The organism is Gammaproteobacteria bacterium (assembly GCA_016716465.1).
GTDB lineage: Bacteria > Pseudomonadota > Gammaproteobacteria > SZUA-140 > SZUA-140 > JADJWH01.
Genome location: JADJWH010000001.1, coordinates 252,843 through 267,197, shown reverse-complemented (window position 1 = coordinate 267,197; position 14,355 = coordinate 252,843). Strand labels below are relative to the sequence as shown.

The following is a 14,355-nucleotide window of genomic DNA, read 5'->3' as shown; positions in this document are numbered from 1 at the left end:
CCTGCATCCAGGCTACATTTAGATGCCGTAGCGGTTTCGAACGCGGGGACGGATTGGAAAATCCGTCCCCTCTTGCAGTGGGAATCCATGCATGGGGACAGATTTATAAATCTGTCCCCGGCTCTCCGAATCCGTCCCCTATTGACGTGGATGGGGACGGACTTAAGTCCGCCCCCTTTGGTAGATGGGGTCGGGGACAGACTTGAAATCTGTCCCCTTCTTATGTTTATTGGACGCCCGGTGGATGGCCCGGCCGCCGGCGTCGAGCGCGGCCTCGTGCAGGGCCTCGGACAGGGTCGGGTGGGCGAACATGGTGGCGGCGAGGTCTTCGCTGCTGGCGCCGAATTCGAGCGCGAGCACGGCGCCGGCGATCAGCTCGGAGCAGTGCGCGCCGATCATGTGGACGCCGAGCACGCGGTCGGTCTCCGCGTCGGCCAGTATCTTGATGAAACCGCCGGTCTCGCCCAGCGCGCGGGCGCGGCCGTTGGCGGCGAAGGGGAACGCGCCGCTGCGATAGGGCCGGTCGACCGCCTTCAGCGCCTGCTCGGTCATGCCGGCCCAGGCGATCTCGGGGCGGGTGTAGATGACGGACGGGATGGCGTCGTAATTAACGCGCGCCGTGTGACCGGCGATCCGCTCGGCGACCATGACGCCCTCCTCCGAACCCTTGTGCGCCAGCATCGGCCCGCGCACCAGGTCGCCGATGGCGTAGACGCCCGGCAGGCTGGTGCGGCAGTGCGCGTCGACGTGGATGAAACCGCCGCTGTCGATCACCGGCTCGGCATCGGGCGCGCACAGGCCGTCGCTGTTGGGCCGGCGGCCGACGGCGACGATCAGGCGGTCCACCGTTTCAGAGTGCTCGCCCGCGTCGTCCTGATAGGCGATCCCGACCCGGCCGCCTTCCACCGTACAACCGGTGACGCGCGCGCCGAGGCGGATGTCGAGGCCCTGTTTGCGATACTGGCGCAGCGCCTCCTGCGCGACCTGGCGGTCGCACATCGACAGGAATTCCGCTTGCGCCTCCAGCAGCACGACCTCGGCGCCGAGGCGCTTCCAGACCGCGCCGAGTTCCAGCCCGATGACGCCGGCGCCGATGATGCCCAGGCGCCTCGGCACGGCGTCGAAGGCGAGCGCGCCGGTGGAATCGACGATGAGATCTTCATGCAGCGGCGCGACGGCGAGCCGCACGGGCGATGAACCCGTCGCGAGGATGACGTGCCCGGCCTCGAGGATTTGCGGCGCCTGCGATTGATCTGAAGTGATTTCCACACGGCGGCCGGACAAGAGCCGGCCGCGCCCGGTGATGCGTTGGACGCCGTTGGCCTCGAACAGGCCGGCGATGCCGCGCGTCAGCTCGGACACGACGCGGTCCTTGCGCGCCATCATGGCCGCGAGATCGAGCCCGACGCCGTCCACGCTGACACCGTACTCGGCGAATTCATGGCGTGCCTTGTCGTAGAGTTCGGATGCCTCCAGCAGCACCTTGGACGGGATGCAGCCGGCATTGAGGCAGGTGCCGCCAAGCGAATGCCCGCCCGCCGCATCGGTCCAGTCGTCGACGCAGGCCACCGACAGCCCGAGCTGCGCGGCGCGGATCGCCGCCACATACCCCGCCGGCCCGGCCCCGATCACGATGACGTCATAACGGTCGTTCATATTTCTCCGTTGCATGGGGCGAAGTAAGGGGACAGATTTATAAATCTGTCCCCGTTCAACCCAAACAGGGGACGGATTTAGGTAAAGGGGACAGATTTCAAATCTGTCCCCGCCTGCCCACAAAGGGGACGGATTTCAAATCCGTCCCCATTCCCGCTCGATCAGATCTCCAGCAGCATCCGCGCCGGGTCTTCCAGCGACTCCTTGACGGCGACGAGGAACTGCACGGCGTCGCGGCCGTCGATCAGGCGGTGGTCGTAGGACAGGGCGAGGTACATCATCGGGCGCGCGACGACGGCGCCCTCCTCGACCACCGCGCGGTCCTGGATCTTGTGCATGCCGAGGATCGCGCTCTGCGGCGGGTTGATGATCGGCGTGGACAGCAGCGAGCCGAATACGCCGCCGTTGGTGATGGTGAAGGTGCCGCCGCTGATCTCCTCCAGCGCCAGCGTGCCGGTTTCGCCTTGTCGGCATAGGCGGCGATGCGGCGCTCGATCTCGGCCATGCCGATGCGGTCGGCGTCGCGGATGATCGGCACCACCAACCCGCGCGGCGAGGACACGGCGACACCGATGTCGTAATAGCCGTGGTGGACGATGTCCCGGCCGTCGATCGCGGCATTGATTATTGGAAACTTCTTCAGGCCCTCGACCACGGCCTTGATGAAGAACGACATGAAGCCGAGCTTGACCCCATGCTCCTTCTCGAAACGCTCGCGGTAACGCTGACGGAGGTCCATCACCGGCCGCATGTTGACCTCGTTGAAGGTGCTGAGGATCGCCGCCGTCTGCTGCGCCTCGATCAGGCGCTCGGCGATGCGCGCGCGCAGACGGGTCATCGGCACACGCTGTTCGGGACGCCCGTCAGGGTTCCCGGCGGCAAGCGCGATGGCTTGCGCGACAGGCTCCGGCTGCGCATCGGCTTCTGTCGTGCGCGAGACCGGCGCGACTGAGCGTGCTTCGAGCGCGCGCTGCACATCTTCCTTCAGCACCCGGCCGCCCTTGCCGCTGCCCTGAATGGCCTCCGCCGCCAGGCCATGCTCCTCGATCATCCGGCGCGCGGCCGGCATGACGATCGGGGTCACGGGCCGCTCCTCGCCGTTGACGCGCGCGGGCGCCGCGGCTGCCGGCGCCTCCGTGGCCGGCACGATATGTCCCAGCGCCTGGCCCACCCGCACGGTCGCGCCCTCCGGCTGCAGGATCTCGCCGAGGATACCGTCCTGCGGCGCCGGCACTTCGAACATCACCTTGTCGGTCTCGATGTCCACCAGCGACTCGTCGCGCCTCACCCGTTCGCCCGGCTTCTTGTGCCAGGCGGCGACGGTGCCGTCGGTGATGGATTCGGGAAAGCCCGGTACCTTGATCTCGGTATTCATGCGATGTCCTTATGCAGCGGAATCACGTCCCCGCCAGCCGGCGACCCGAAGGCCGCGTCCACCAGCGCGCACAATTGCTTGATGTGGAGCAAGGGATAGCCGACCGCCGGCGCGGCCGAGGCCGGGCGGCCGGCGTAGAGCAGCGGCAACTCGCCCCTGGCCTCGCGCAGGTGGTGTTCGATCGCGTACCACGCGCCCTGGTTCATCGGTTCCTCCTGGCACCACACACAGTCGCGCGCCCGGTCGTAGCGCGCGATCACCGCCGCCAGTTCGCCCTGCGGAAACGGATAGAGCTGCTCGACGCGCACCAGCGCGACGTCGGCGCGGCTGTCGCCGCGCTTCTTCTCCAACAGGTCGTAATAGACCTTGCCGCTGCACAGCACGATCCGCCGCACCCCGGCCGGATCGGGCGTGTCCACGTCGTCGATGACGCGCTGGAAGCCGGCCTGCGTCAGGTCCTCGAGCGCGCTGACCGCGAGCTTGTGGCGCAGCAGGCTCTTCGGCGTCATGACGACCAGCGGCTTGCGGCAGTCGAGCAGCATCTGGCGGCGCAGCAGGTGGAACATCTGCGCCGGCGTGGTCGGCACGCAGACCTGGATGTTGTGTTCGGCGCACAGCTGCAGGTAACGCTCGAGCCGCGCCGAGGAGTGTTCCGGGCCCTGCCCCTCATAGCCGTGCGGCAGGAACATGACCAGGCCGCTCAGGCGGTTCCATTTCTGTTCGCCGGCGACGATGAACTGGTCAATCACCACCTGCGCGTTGTTGGCGAAGTCGCCGAACTGCGCCTCCCAGATCACCAGCGTCTTCGGGTCGGTGGTGGAATAGCCGTACTCGAAGGCGAGCACCGCCTCCTCCGACAGCAGGGAATTGGTGACCAGGAAGTTGCCCTGCGTGTCCGACAGGTTGCGCAGCGGGATATAGGCGGAATCGTCCTTCTGGCAGTACACCACCGCGTGACGGTGGAAGAAGGTGCCGCGCCCGCTGTCCTGGCCGGACAGGCGCACGCCGAAGCCGGCCTCGACCAGCGTCGCGTAGGCCAGGATCTCGGCGCCGCCCCAGTCGATCGGCAGGGCCCCGGCGGCCATCTTGCGCCGGTTGTCGAAGATCTTCGCCACGCCGGGATGCAGCTCGAAACCGGTGGGCAGGTGACCGAGCCGTGCGCTGAGGTCGCGGATCGTCTCCAGCGTGACGCGGGTGTCCACGTCCACGGCGCAGTCGCCGCGCACGAAGGGCTCCCAGTCGATGCTGCCGTGGACGACGATGTCCGTGTCCCGGCTCAGATACGGCACCACGCAGGCGCCGGCGTCGAGCGCGGCGCGATACGCCTCGATCATGGCGCCGTCCGCGGCCGGGTCGAGCACCGCCACATCGATCAGCCGTTGCGCGTAGCGCTCGCGCGTGGTGGGATGGGCGCGGATGCGCTGGTACATCAGGGGCTGGGTCACGGCGGGCTCGTCCGCCTCGCTGTGGCCGTGGCGCCGGTAGCACACCAGGTCGATGACGATGTCCTTGCGGAATTCCATGCGGTAGTCGAGCGCGAGGCGCGCGGCGGCGAGCACGGCCTCCGGGTCGTCGCCGTTGACGTGAAGGATGGGCGCGTTGACCATCTTGGCGACGTCGGTGCAGTACAGCGTCGAGCGCGCGTCCTTCTGGTTGCTGGTGGTGAAACCGATCTGGTTGTTGATGACGATGTGGAGCGTGCCCTTGGTGGAGTAGCCGCGTGACTGCGACATGTTGAAGGTCTCCATCAGCACGCCCTGCCCGGAGAAGGCGGCGTCGCCGTGGATCAGCACGCAGGCCACCTGCGAACCGTCCCGGTCGCGGCGTCGCTCCTGGCGCGCGCGTACCGAGCCCTCCACCACCGGGCAGACGATCTCCAGGTGCGAGGGATTGAAGGCCAGCGCGACGTGCACCGGTCCGCCCGGCGTGTCCATATTGGACGAGAAACCCATGTGGTATTTGACGTCGCCGGAACCGACGCCGTTGTGCGCGGTCTTGCCCTCAAACTCCAGGAACAGGTCGGCGGGCGCCTTGCCCATGATGTTGACCAGCACATTGAGGCGGCCGCGGTGCGCCATCCCGATGGCGATCTCCTGCAGGCCCGCCGCGCCGCCGCGCTGGATCAGTTCGTCGAGGAGCGGGATCAGGGCCTCCGCGCCTTCCAGCGAGAAGCGCTTCTGTCCGACGTACCTGTTGTGCAGATAGCGTTCCAGCGCCTCGGCGGCGGTGAGGCGCTGCAGCAGATGCCGGCGCGTCGCCGCCGGACAGTCCCGGCGGTAGTCCGCGCCCTCCAGGCGCGCGCGTATCCAGTGCATCTCGCGGGTGTCGGCCACGTGGGCATACTCGCTCGCGAGCGGGCCGCAGTAGACCGTGCGCGCCATCTCGATGATCTCGGCCAGGGTCGCCCGCTCGCGCCCGCCGAGACCCTGGCAGGCGAACGCGGCGCCGAGATCGGCGTCGCCCAGGCCGTGGTGCGCATGGTCGAGTTCGGGAACCGGCGGGATCTCGCGCAGCCCGAGCGGATCGCAGGCGGCTGCGAGGTGGCCATGCTGGCGATAGGCGTCGAGCAGCGCGTAGACGCGGGACTGCTTGTTGGCGTAGACGTAATCCTGTGGTGACGCCGACAGCGGCGTCTCGGTCCGGGGGCGGGTTTCATCGCGGGCGGGACCGCGAACGGCGGCGGGGTACGGCGCGACCTCCGGTCCGCCATTGGTGTGCGCGAAAGCGTCGAAATACTGACGCCAGTCGGGCTCCAGTGCGGCGGGATCTTCCAGATAGCGCTGGTACAACAGCTCCAGATAGACGGCATTGCCGGCGCTGAGCGGAGAAAGCGCTCCCCAATCAGGCTTTTTTTTGGATTTTGCCAGATCGCCCATGCAATATCGCCCCACTCCGTCGGGCCGTCTCGGCCCACGGTGCGGCTATCGTCAGGCAATATTGATGCCATGCCCGGGCGCACTCCCGGGTGGTGCGCCGTCACGGCGCGGGGAAAGGGGTGTGAGTACTCGCGGAGGACTCAGTGGGTCATGCGGGCGCGGACCTGCTCGGCCCGGGCGTGATCGCCGCGGCCCTCGTAGATCTTGACCAGCATCTTCAGCACGCGCTGGTTGCCCTCGTCATGGCGCAGGATCTGCTCGCAGCTGCGCAGGGCGTCGTCGTAATGCTTCTGGCACAGATGCAGATTGGCCAGACCGAGCAGCGCGTACTGGTCGTAACCGATGTCGAGCGCCTTCTGGTAATAGAATCGCGACTGGTCGACATCCCCGAGCGTCAACAGGGCGTCGCCCACGCGGGTGTAGAGGTTCTGGTTGTGTGGCTCCTGGCGCAGCACGCGCTGCCACAGCGCGATGGCCTCCTCGAGCTGGGACAGGCCGCGCTTGCAGTTGCCGAGTCCGTACAGGGCGAAGGCGTTCTCCGGGTCCGATTCGAGCGCGCGCTCGAAAAAGCCGGCGGCGCGATGGAACTCCTTGCGGCGCTGGTAGATGTTGCCGATCATCGTCAGCACGGCCACGTTGCCGGAGTCGAATTTGAGGAACTTCTCCAGGTAGATCAGCGCCTGATCGTCGTCGCCGGCCTTGTAATACAGATTGCCGAGTCCGAGCAAGGAGAACTTGTCGTTGCCGCCGTTCTTCAGCGCGATGAGGTACAGCTCCTTCGCCCGCTCCGTCTTGTCCAGCTTGCGCAGCGAGTCGGCCAGCCGCACCATGACGTGGGAATCGTTGGGATTGCACTTGAGGTAGCGCTCCCAGAACAGGATGGCCTGCTCGGGGGACTGCAGGCCGCGGTAGGCGTTGCCCATGCCGCGGAGGGCGAAGACGTTGTTGGGATCGATCTCGAGGATCTGCTGGTAATAGCCGATCGCGTCTTCGAATTTTTTCAGCTTGCGGCAGACGTCGCCCAGCCCCACCAGCACGTAGGCGTTGCCGTTGTCCATCTCGTAGGCCTCGAGAAACGCCTTCTCCGCCTCGCGATACCGGCGCCGCTCCAGCAGAAAATAGGCGCGCTTGGACAGCGATATCAGGTTTTTGACTGTTCCTGTCATCGAAGTCTTCTCATCCATAGAGACCGGGCTGTGCACGGGGATCATCTCACACAATTATCATGAAGTGGAACGGTTTGCCGCATGATTCCCTGTATCGGCTGACCGCCGCAGTGTATTAAGGAATTTTCCGCGGCGGCGGAAACTCGCAACGGCCCGGCCCGATGCGAAGCGGTTCACATTTCCCGCTGAATTTCATGGACATACCCATGCATCCCTGATCCAGCGGCCACCCCCGGGCCTGACTCTACGCAGACCGCGCCGCGCTGTAAATCACCCATAGCGATGAGCTGCGCCGGAGAAGCGCCCGCGAGCGCGACGCGATGCCGGACGCGCACCTGTTTGGATCGCCGGCGCGCGACAGGAACCTAAAGCGGGACATCCGGTCTAATGAAATGTCAGGAGATCAGTCGCGACAGGCGCTTGCAGGCGCTGATATTCCGGCACTCGGCTCTTTATCCTCTGTGCGAATTCACCGGCGGGCGACTCGGGATGTTCCATACTGGAGCAGAAATGCCGCGCGCAAGCGTGTATCGTGTAGAAAATCCCCTCCGGACAGTGAATGCGCGCGGCCGGTCCCGGCGGATCGGGGGATGCAGGCGGTAATACGTCGCGCCCGGAGGATATGGCATAGGCGTTGCATTCTCCTGTTTGCGGGAGATGATGAACAGACGGCAGGATCAACCCTTACACGGTGCGATAGAATAAGACATTGAATTCAAGGTGAGGCAATCGTTACGGGTGCTCCATTCTAGAAGCAGCGAAGTACAGTTTCAGAGAGGGCATTGCTATGACTATCTTCAACCACTACCAGTCCCGTTTCGAAGATTCCAGGGAAGAGGAGTACAGCCTTCAGGAGTACCTCGAGCTGTGCAAGTCCGACCCCTCCGCCTACGCCAGCGCCGCCGAGCGCATGCTGATGGCGATCGGGGAACCGCGGCTGGTGGACACCAAGAAGGATCCGCAGCTCAGCCGCATCTTCTCCAACAAGATCATCAAGATCTATCCCGCGTTCAAGGATTTCTACGGGATGGAGGAGACCATCGAGAAGATCGTCTCCTTCTTCAAGCACGCGGCGCAGGGCCTCGAAGAGCGCAAGCAGATCCTCTACCTGCTCGGCCCGGTCGGCGGCGGCAAGTCCTCGCTCGCCGAGAAGCTGAAGTCGCTGATGGAGAAGCAGCCGTTCTACGCCATCAAGGGCTCGCCGGTGAACGAATCCCCGCTCGGTCTGTTCTCGCGCGATGAGGACGGCCCGATCCTCGAGGACGACTACGGCATCAGCCGGCGTTACCTCAACAGCATCATGTCGCCGTGGGCGGTGAAGCGCCTGCGCGAGTTCAACGGCGACATCAGCAAGTTCCGCGTCGTCAAGATGCGGCCGTCGATCCTGAACCAGATCGGCATCGCCAAGACCGAGCCCGGCGACGAGAACAACCAGGACATCTCCTCGCTGGTCGGCAAGGTCGACATCCGCAAGCTGGAGCAGTACTCGCAGGACGACCCCGACGCCTATTCCTATTCCGGCGGGCTGTGCCTCGCCAACCAGGGACTGCTCGAGTTCGTCGAGATGTTCAAGGCGCCGATCAAGGTGCTGCACCCGCTGCTCACCGCCACCCAGGAAGGCAACTTCAACGGCACCGAGGGCATGGGCGCGATCCCGTTCGACGGCATCATCCTCGCGCACTCCAACGAGTCCGAGTGGCTGAGCTTCAAGAACAACCGCAACAACGAGGCCTTCCTCGACCGCATCTACATCGTCAAGGTGCCCTACTGCCTGCGCACCTCCGAGGAGGTCAAGATCTACGAGAAGCTGATCAAGCACAGCTCGCTCAGCGACGCGCCGTGCGCGCCCGACACCCTGGACATGATGGCGCAGTTCGCCGTGCTGTCACGCCTGAAGGAGCCGGAGAATTCCAGCATCTTCTCCAAGATGCGCGTCTACGACGGCGAGAACCTCAAGGACATCGACCCCAAGGCCAAGTCCTACCAGGAGTACCGCGACTTCGCCGGCGTCGACGAGGGCATGGCCGGCCTGTCCACCCGTTTCGCCTTCAAGATCCTCTCGAAGGTGTTCAACTATGACCACAGCGAGGTGGCGGCCAATCCGGTGCACCTGCTCTACGTCCTCGAACAGCAGATCGAGCAGGAGCAGTACGCCCCCGAGATCGAGGAGAAGTACCTGTCCTACATCAAGGGCTTCCTGGCGCCGCAGTACGTCGACTTCATCGGCAAGGAGATCCAGACCGCCTATCTTGAGTCGTATTCGGAATACGGCCAGAACATCTTCGACCGCTACGTGGTGTACGCCGACTACTGGATCCAGGACGAGGATTACCACGACGCCGACACCGGCGAGAACTTCGACCGCGCGGCGCTGAACGAGGAACTGGAGAAGATCGAGAAGCCCGCCGGCATCAGCAATCCGAAGGACTTCCGCAACGAGATCGTCAACTTCGTGCTGCGCGCCCGCGCGCAGAACAACGGCAAGAATCCGCCGTGGACCAGCTACGAGAAGCTGCGCGAGGTGATCGAGAAGAAGATGTTCTCCAACACCGAGGATCTGCTCCCGGTCATCTCGTTCAACCCGAAGTCCTCCGAGGAGGACATGACCAAGCACCAGAATTTCGTCCAGCGCATGATGAACAAGGGCTACACCGAGAAGCAGGTGCGCCTGTTGACCGAATGGTACCTGCGCGTGCGCAAGTCGAGCTGACTGTGAGGGCGAGTGAACCGGGTTATTGACAGGAGGCTGAACGGAAAGAACAAGAGCGCGGTCAACCGGCGCAGGTTCATCCGGCGTTTTCGCCAGCAGATCCGCGAGGCCGTGGCCGATGCGATCACCGAGCGCAGCATCACCGACATCGACTCGGGCGAGAAGATCAACATCCCGGCGCGCGACATCAGCGAGCCGACCTTCCGCCACGGCTCCGGCGGCGAACGCGAGGCCGTCTATCCCGGCAACACCGAGTATGTCGCCGGCGACAAGATCAAGCGCCCGCAGGAGGGCGGCGGCGCCGGCAGCCAGGCCAGCAACAGCGGCGAAGGCGTCGACGACTTCGCCTTCAACCTGTCGCGCGAGGAGTTCCTCGAATTCTTCTTCGACGATCTCGCCCTGCCCGATCTGGTCAAGACCCAGCTCGCCACCCAGGTCGAGTTCAAGAAGGTCCGCGCCGGCTATTCACGCACCGGCATCCCGGCCAACATCAACGTCATCCGCTCGCTGAAAGGCGCGCTGTCGCGCCGCATCGCGCTGCGCGCGCCGCAGGAGCGGCGGCTGCAGGAACTGGAGCAGGAACTGGAACGGCTGCGGGCGGAGGGCGGCGCCGCCCCGGCGCGCATCGCCGAACTGGAGGAGGAGATCCGCCGCGTCAGCGCGCGGATCAACGTCATCCCGTTCATCGACACCTTCGACCTGCGCTACAACAACCGCATCCGCCTGCCGCGGCCGACCACCCAGGCGGTGATGTTCTGCCTGATGGACGTCTCCGGCTCGATGGACGAGGAGCGCAAGGACATCGCCAAGCGCTTCTTCATCCTGCTCTACCTGTTCCTGACGCGCACCTACGAGCGCATCAAGGTGGTCTTCATCCGCCACCACACCACCGCCAAGGAGGTCGACGAGGAGGAATTCTTCCACTCGCGCGAGACCGGCGGCACGGTGGTGTCGAGCGCGCTGGAGCTGATGCACAAGGTCATCGCCGAGCGCTATCCGACCGCGCTGTGGAACATCTACGCCGCGCAGGCCTCCGACGGCGACAACTGGAACGACGACTCCCCGCTCTGCCGCAACCTGCTGGTCGAGAAGATCATGCCGCTGCTGCAGTATTTCGCCTACATCGAGATCAAGCCGGACGAGCACCAGAGCCTGTGGCGCGAGTACCTGCACGTCAAGACGCGCTGCGCGAACTTCGCCATGCAGCGCATCGACGGCCTGCCCGACATCTACCCGGTCTTCCGCAAGCTGTTCAAGAAGAAGGCGGCCGCATGAGCCGGTATCTGTCCGAGGGGTCCGAATGGACCTTCGACCTGATCGACCGCTATACGCAGGAGATCGGCCGCATCGCGGGCCAGTTCGGGCTCGACACCTACCCCAATCAGATCGAGGTCATCAGCGCCGAGCAGATGATGGACGCCTACTCCTCGGTCGGCATGCCGGTCGGCTACCACCATTGGTCCTACGGCAAGCAGTTCCTCAGCGTGGAACAGCGCTACCGCCGCGGCTACATGGGGCTGGCCTACGAGATCGTCATCAACTCCAACCCCTGCATCGCCTACCTGATGGAAGAGAACACGATGGCGATGCAGGCGCTGGTGATCGCCCACGCCAGCTACGGCCACAATTCCTTCTTCAAGGGCAACTACCTGTTCCGCACCTGGACCAGCGCGGACGCGATCATCGATTACCTGCTGTTCGCGCGCAACTACGTCTCCGAGTGCGAGCAGCGCCATGGCGAGGAAGCGGTGGAGCTGATCCTGGATTCCTGCCACGCCCTGATGAACTACGGCGTCGACCGCTACAAGCGGCCCTCGCCGCTGTCGGCGCGGGAGGAACTGCAGCGCCAGCGCGAGCGCGAGGACTACCTGCAGTCGCAGGTCAACGACCTGTGGCGCACCATCCCGAAGAAGGGCGGCCGCGAGGACGGGCCCGCCCAGCGGCTGTATCCGGCCGAACCGCAGGAAAACCTGCTGTATTTCATCGAGAAGAACGCGCCGCTGCTGCAGCCGTGGCAGCGCGAGCTGGTGCGCATCGTGCGCAAGATCGCGCAGTACTTCTACCCGCAGCGCCAGACCCAGGTCATGAACGAGGGCTGGGCCACGTTCTGGCACTACACCCTGCTGAACCGGCTCTACGACGAGGGACTGGTGAACGAGGGTTTCATGCTGGAAATCCTCCAGACGCACACCAACGTGATCTATCAGCCGCCCTACAACAGCACGCATTTCGGCGGCATCAATCCCTACGCGCTGGGTTTCGCCATGATGAGCGACATCCGCCGCATGTGCGAGGCGCCCACCGACGAGGACCGCCGCTGGTTCCCCGGCATCGCCGGCTCGGAGTGGCTGAAGACCCTGGATTTCGCCATGCGCAACTTCAAGGACGAGAGCTTCATCGCGCAATACCTGTCACCGAAGCTGATGCGCGAAATGAAGCTGTTCACGGTACTGGACGACGACCGCCGCCGCCGGCTCGAGATCACCGCGATCCACAATGACGACGGCTACCGCCACGTGCGGCAGACCCTGGCCGCCCAGTACAACATCGGCGACCGCGAACCGAACATCCAGGTCTACAACGTGAACCGCGAAGGCGACCGCTCACTGACGCTGCGCCACCTGCAGCACCGCCGCCGCCCGCTCGACGCGGACACGGCGGACGAGGTGCTGAAGCACCTGGTTCGTCTGTGGGGGTTCACGGTGCGCATCGAGACCGTCGAGGCCGACGGCCGGGTGGTCAAGACGCAGGAATGCCGGGCGCCGCAGGCCTGAGGCCGGGCACTCAGCCCCTGCACGAGAGGGAGAAGACCGCGTCCTTGTGGCGGGCGTAGCAGCGCGGACAGATGTGCTTGTTGTTCGACGTCACGATCCAGCCGGAGTCCGCGATCTCATCCGGCTCGCCCTCGACCCAGCTGTAATTGTCGGTAAAGCGCCGTCCGGCCGCCGCGCCGCCTTCCCGCCCCTGTTCGCGGCGATCCACCTGATGGATGCACAGGGGGTTGCACAGATCGCAGAATACAAATGTTTTCAGGCTCATATGTGCGCGCCGTGTCTGGTGGCGGGACCTCGGACTCAACTCTGAGCCGGGCGCCGCCTCGTCTACAACGGCCGCCGCGCGCAATCCTGCACCCTGAGAACGGAACTGGGTGGCGAATTTGCGGTAAAATCCCGCGCCGGGTTTCGCGGTATAACGATTGCCGAATCAGCGCGCAAGACCTGTCGTTCGTGTATTCGCGAAAGCACCCCTGAATACTGCTGCGCTTATATGGCAATCGCGTCGGGCCCAGCCCGATCCGCGCTCCCAGTCATCCACAGCGGCGGAAAACCCTGTAATTGCTCCCATAACCGTATGAGCTGCCGATAACGATGCAAGGGTTGTTGCCAGCCTCCCAAGGTTCAGGCCAGGGAGGTCCAGGGTTGTCCACCTCTATTTCAACAGGAGATCGATTCGGATGAAAACACGATTGATGCTGGCGGGCGCGGCCGCCGCGATGGTCCTGGCCTCCACGTCTCATGCCGACGGCTTCGGAGTGGACGCAAAGATTGGAACTCTCGGTTATGGTGTGGAGATCGGTTATCGCTTCAACGACTATCTCGGCCTGCATACGGGGATCAACACCGGCAGCTATGACTTCGACAAAGAGGATGCCGGCATCGATTACAGCTATGGCATGGACTTCGACACCCTGCCGATCCTGATCGACTGGTACGTGTTCGGTGGCGGCTTCCGCCTCACCGGCGGCGTCGTCAGCAACGACAACAAACTCTCCGGCAAGGCTTCCGGCGCTCTCGATATCGGTGACGGGACCTACAACACCACCGCGACCAGCGACATCAGCTTCGACAAGTCGTCCACCTATGTCGGGCTTGGCTGGGGCGGCGTGCCTTCCTCAAGGAATGGATTCGGCATGAGCCTCGATCTCGGCGTGATGATACACGGCTCGCCGAAGGCGACGCTGTCCGCCCCGGGAGTGTCGCCCGACGACCTGGCGCAGGAGCAGGCCAGCCTCAACGACGATCTCAAGGACTTCAAGTACTGGCCGGTGATATCGCTGGGAATCGGCTATACGTTCTGAGGTCCGGCGCGTCACGCCGGGTGCGGCCTGAGATCGCGCTGGCGGTTGGCCACCCGGGCCAGATCCACCAGCTCGCCGGACAGCAGTTCGAGCAGGTCGTCCAGCGTGAGAATCCCGACCAGGGCGCCCTGTTCGTCGATCACCGGCACGCGACGCACCGCGTTCACGCGCATGCGCTGCAGGGTGTCCCACAGGCTGTCTTCCTCGTACGCGGTGATGAGCTCGAAGCTCATGATATCGCCGACGCTGAGCGCGTCGGGCGCCACGCCGGCGGCGATGACTTCCGTCACCACGTCACGGTCGGTCACGATCCCGACCGGCGTCCGCACCCCGTCGCGATCCTCGACCACCACCACGTCGCCGACATGATATTCCCGCATCAGCTGCGCGAGGGAGTGGATGGAATCCTCCGCCCGCGTCACGACGACATCCCGGTTGCAAATCCTCCCGACGGTCATGGGGTATCCTCCCTGGGATTCGCCGGCGCGACGCCG

9 protein-coding genes and 1 pseudogene are annotated in these 14,355 nt (G+C 64.8%); 4 read left to right on the top strand and 6 right to left on the bottom strand.

Features of this window, described 5'->3' with window-relative positions:
* Nucleotides 1-162: 162 nt before the first annotated feature.
* The 4 genes and pseudogenes from lpdA to IPM20_01285 all read right to left on the bottom strand — a co-directional run bounded on the left by lpdA (nt 163) and on the right by IPM20_01285 (nt 7,073).
* On the bottom strand, nt 163-1,656 hold the full coding sequence (gene lpdA, locus IPM20_01300) for a dihydrolipoyl dehydrogenase (GenBank protein MBK9130268.1): 1,494 nt from the start codon (nt 1,654-1,656) through the stop codon (nt 163-165).
* A 161-nt stretch (nt 1,657-1,817) separates the two neighbouring features.
* Nucleotides 1,818-3,031 (bottom strand): annotated as a pseudogene (odhB, locus tag IPM20_01295) (2-oxoglutarate dehydrogenase complex dihydrolipoyllysine-residue succinyltransferase).
* Nucleotides 3,028-5,907, bottom strand: coding sequence for a 2-oxoglutarate dehydrogenase E1 component (locus tag IPM20_01290; protein ID MBK9130267.1), 2,880 nt, complete (start codon nt 5,905-5,907; stop codon nt 3,028-3,030). Before IPM20_01290 ends, odhB begins: the two are co-directional and overlap by 4 nt.
* 140 nt (nt 5,908-6,047) lie before the next feature.
* On the bottom strand, nt 6,048-7,073 hold the full coding sequence (locus IPM20_01285; GenBank protein MBK9130266.1) for a tetratricopeptide repeat protein: 1,026 nt from the start codon (nt 7,071-7,073) through the stop codon (nt 6,048-6,050).
* 787 nt (nt 7,074-7,860) lie between these two features.
* Between IPM20_01285 and IPM20_01280 the strand changes: the two genes are divergently transcribed.
* From IPM20_01280 to IPM20_01270, 3 genes are read left to right on the top strand one after another with little or no spacing between them, the layout of a single operon-like run.
* Complete coding sequence (locus IPM20_01280; protein MBK9130265.1) at nt 7,861-9,783, top strand: PrkA family serine protein kinase; 1,923 nt, start codon at nt 7,861-7,863, stop codon at nt 9,781-9,783.
* A gap of 12 nt (nt 9,784-9,795) precedes the next feature.
* A complete protein-coding gene (locus tag IPM20_01275) occupies nt 9,796-11,058 on the top strand; it encodes a YeaH/YhbH family protein (protein MBK9130264.1) in 1,263 nt (420 codons plus the stop codon).
* Nucleotides 11,055-12,557 (top strand): SpoVR family protein, encoded by a 1,503-nt coding sequence (locus IPM20_01270; GenBank protein ID MBK9130263.1) that lies wholly within the window; start codon nt 11,055-11,057, stop codon nt 12,555-12,557. The genes IPM20_01275 and IPM20_01270 overlap by 4 nt, the downstream gene beginning before the upstream one ends.
* Nucleotides 12,558-12,567: 10 nt before the next feature.
* On the opposite strand, the gene IPM20_01265 is transcribed toward IPM20_01270, so the two are convergent.
* Nucleotides 12,568-12,822: a hypothetical protein gene (locus IPM20_01265; protein ID MBK9130262.1), complete on the bottom strand. Its 255-nt coding sequence runs from the start codon at nt 12,820-12,822 to the stop codon at nt 12,568-12,570.
* 415 nt (nt 12,823-13,237) lie between these two features.
* Here IPM20_01265 and IPM20_01260 point away from each other — a divergent pair, with 415 nt between their 5' ends.
* Nucleotides 13,238-13,861, top strand: a complete 624-nt coding sequence (locus tag IPM20_01260; protein ID MBK9130261.1) for a hypothetical protein — start codon at nt 13,238-13,240, stop codon at nt 13,859-13,861.
* A gap of 11 nt (nt 13,862-13,872) precedes the next feature.
* On the opposite strand, the gene IPM20_01255 is transcribed toward IPM20_01260, so the two are convergent.
* Nucleotides 13,873-14,319 carry a CBS domain-containing protein gene (locus IPM20_01255; protein MBK9130260.1) on the bottom strand — a complete coding sequence of 149 codons (447 nt, stop codon included), beginning with the start codon at nt 14,317-14,319 and terminating at the stop codon, nt 13,873-13,875.
* Between the last annotated feature and the right edge of the window lie 36 nt (nt 14,320-14,355).

Bases quoted from the DNA above. Each gene is read 5' to 3' on its own strand.
- IPM20_01285 (MBK9130266.1), bottom strand. From the start codon at position 7,073: ATGACAGGAACAGTCAAAAACCTGATATCGCTGTCCAAGCGCGCCTAT.
- IPM20_01265 (MBK9130262.1), bottom strand. From the start codon at position 12,822: ATGAGCCTGAAAACATTTGTATTCTGCGATCTGTGCAACCCCCTGTGC.
- lpdA (MBK9130268.1), bottom strand. From the start codon at position 1,656: ATGAACGACCGTTATGACGTCATCGTGATCGGGGCCGGGCCGGCGGGG.
- IPM20_01255 (MBK9130260.1), bottom strand. From the start codon at position 14,319: ATGACCGTCGGGAGGATTTGCAACCGGGATGTCGTCGTGACGCGGGCG.
- IPM20_01290 (MBK9130267.1), bottom strand. From the start codon at position 5,907: ATGGGCGATCTGGCAAAATCCAAAAAAAAGCCTGATTGGGGAGCGCTT.
- IPM20_01270 (MBK9130263.1), top strand. From the start codon at position 11,055: ATGAGCCGGTATCTGTCCGAGGGGTCCGAATGGACCTTCGACCTGATC.
- IPM20_01260 (MBK9130261.1), top strand. From the start codon at position 13,238: ATGAAAACACGATTGATGCTGGCGGGCGCGGCCGCCGCGATGGTCCTG.
- IPM20_01280 (MBK9130265.1), top strand. From the start codon at position 7,861: ATGACTATCTTCAACCACTACCAGTCCCGTTTCGAAGATTCCAGGGAA.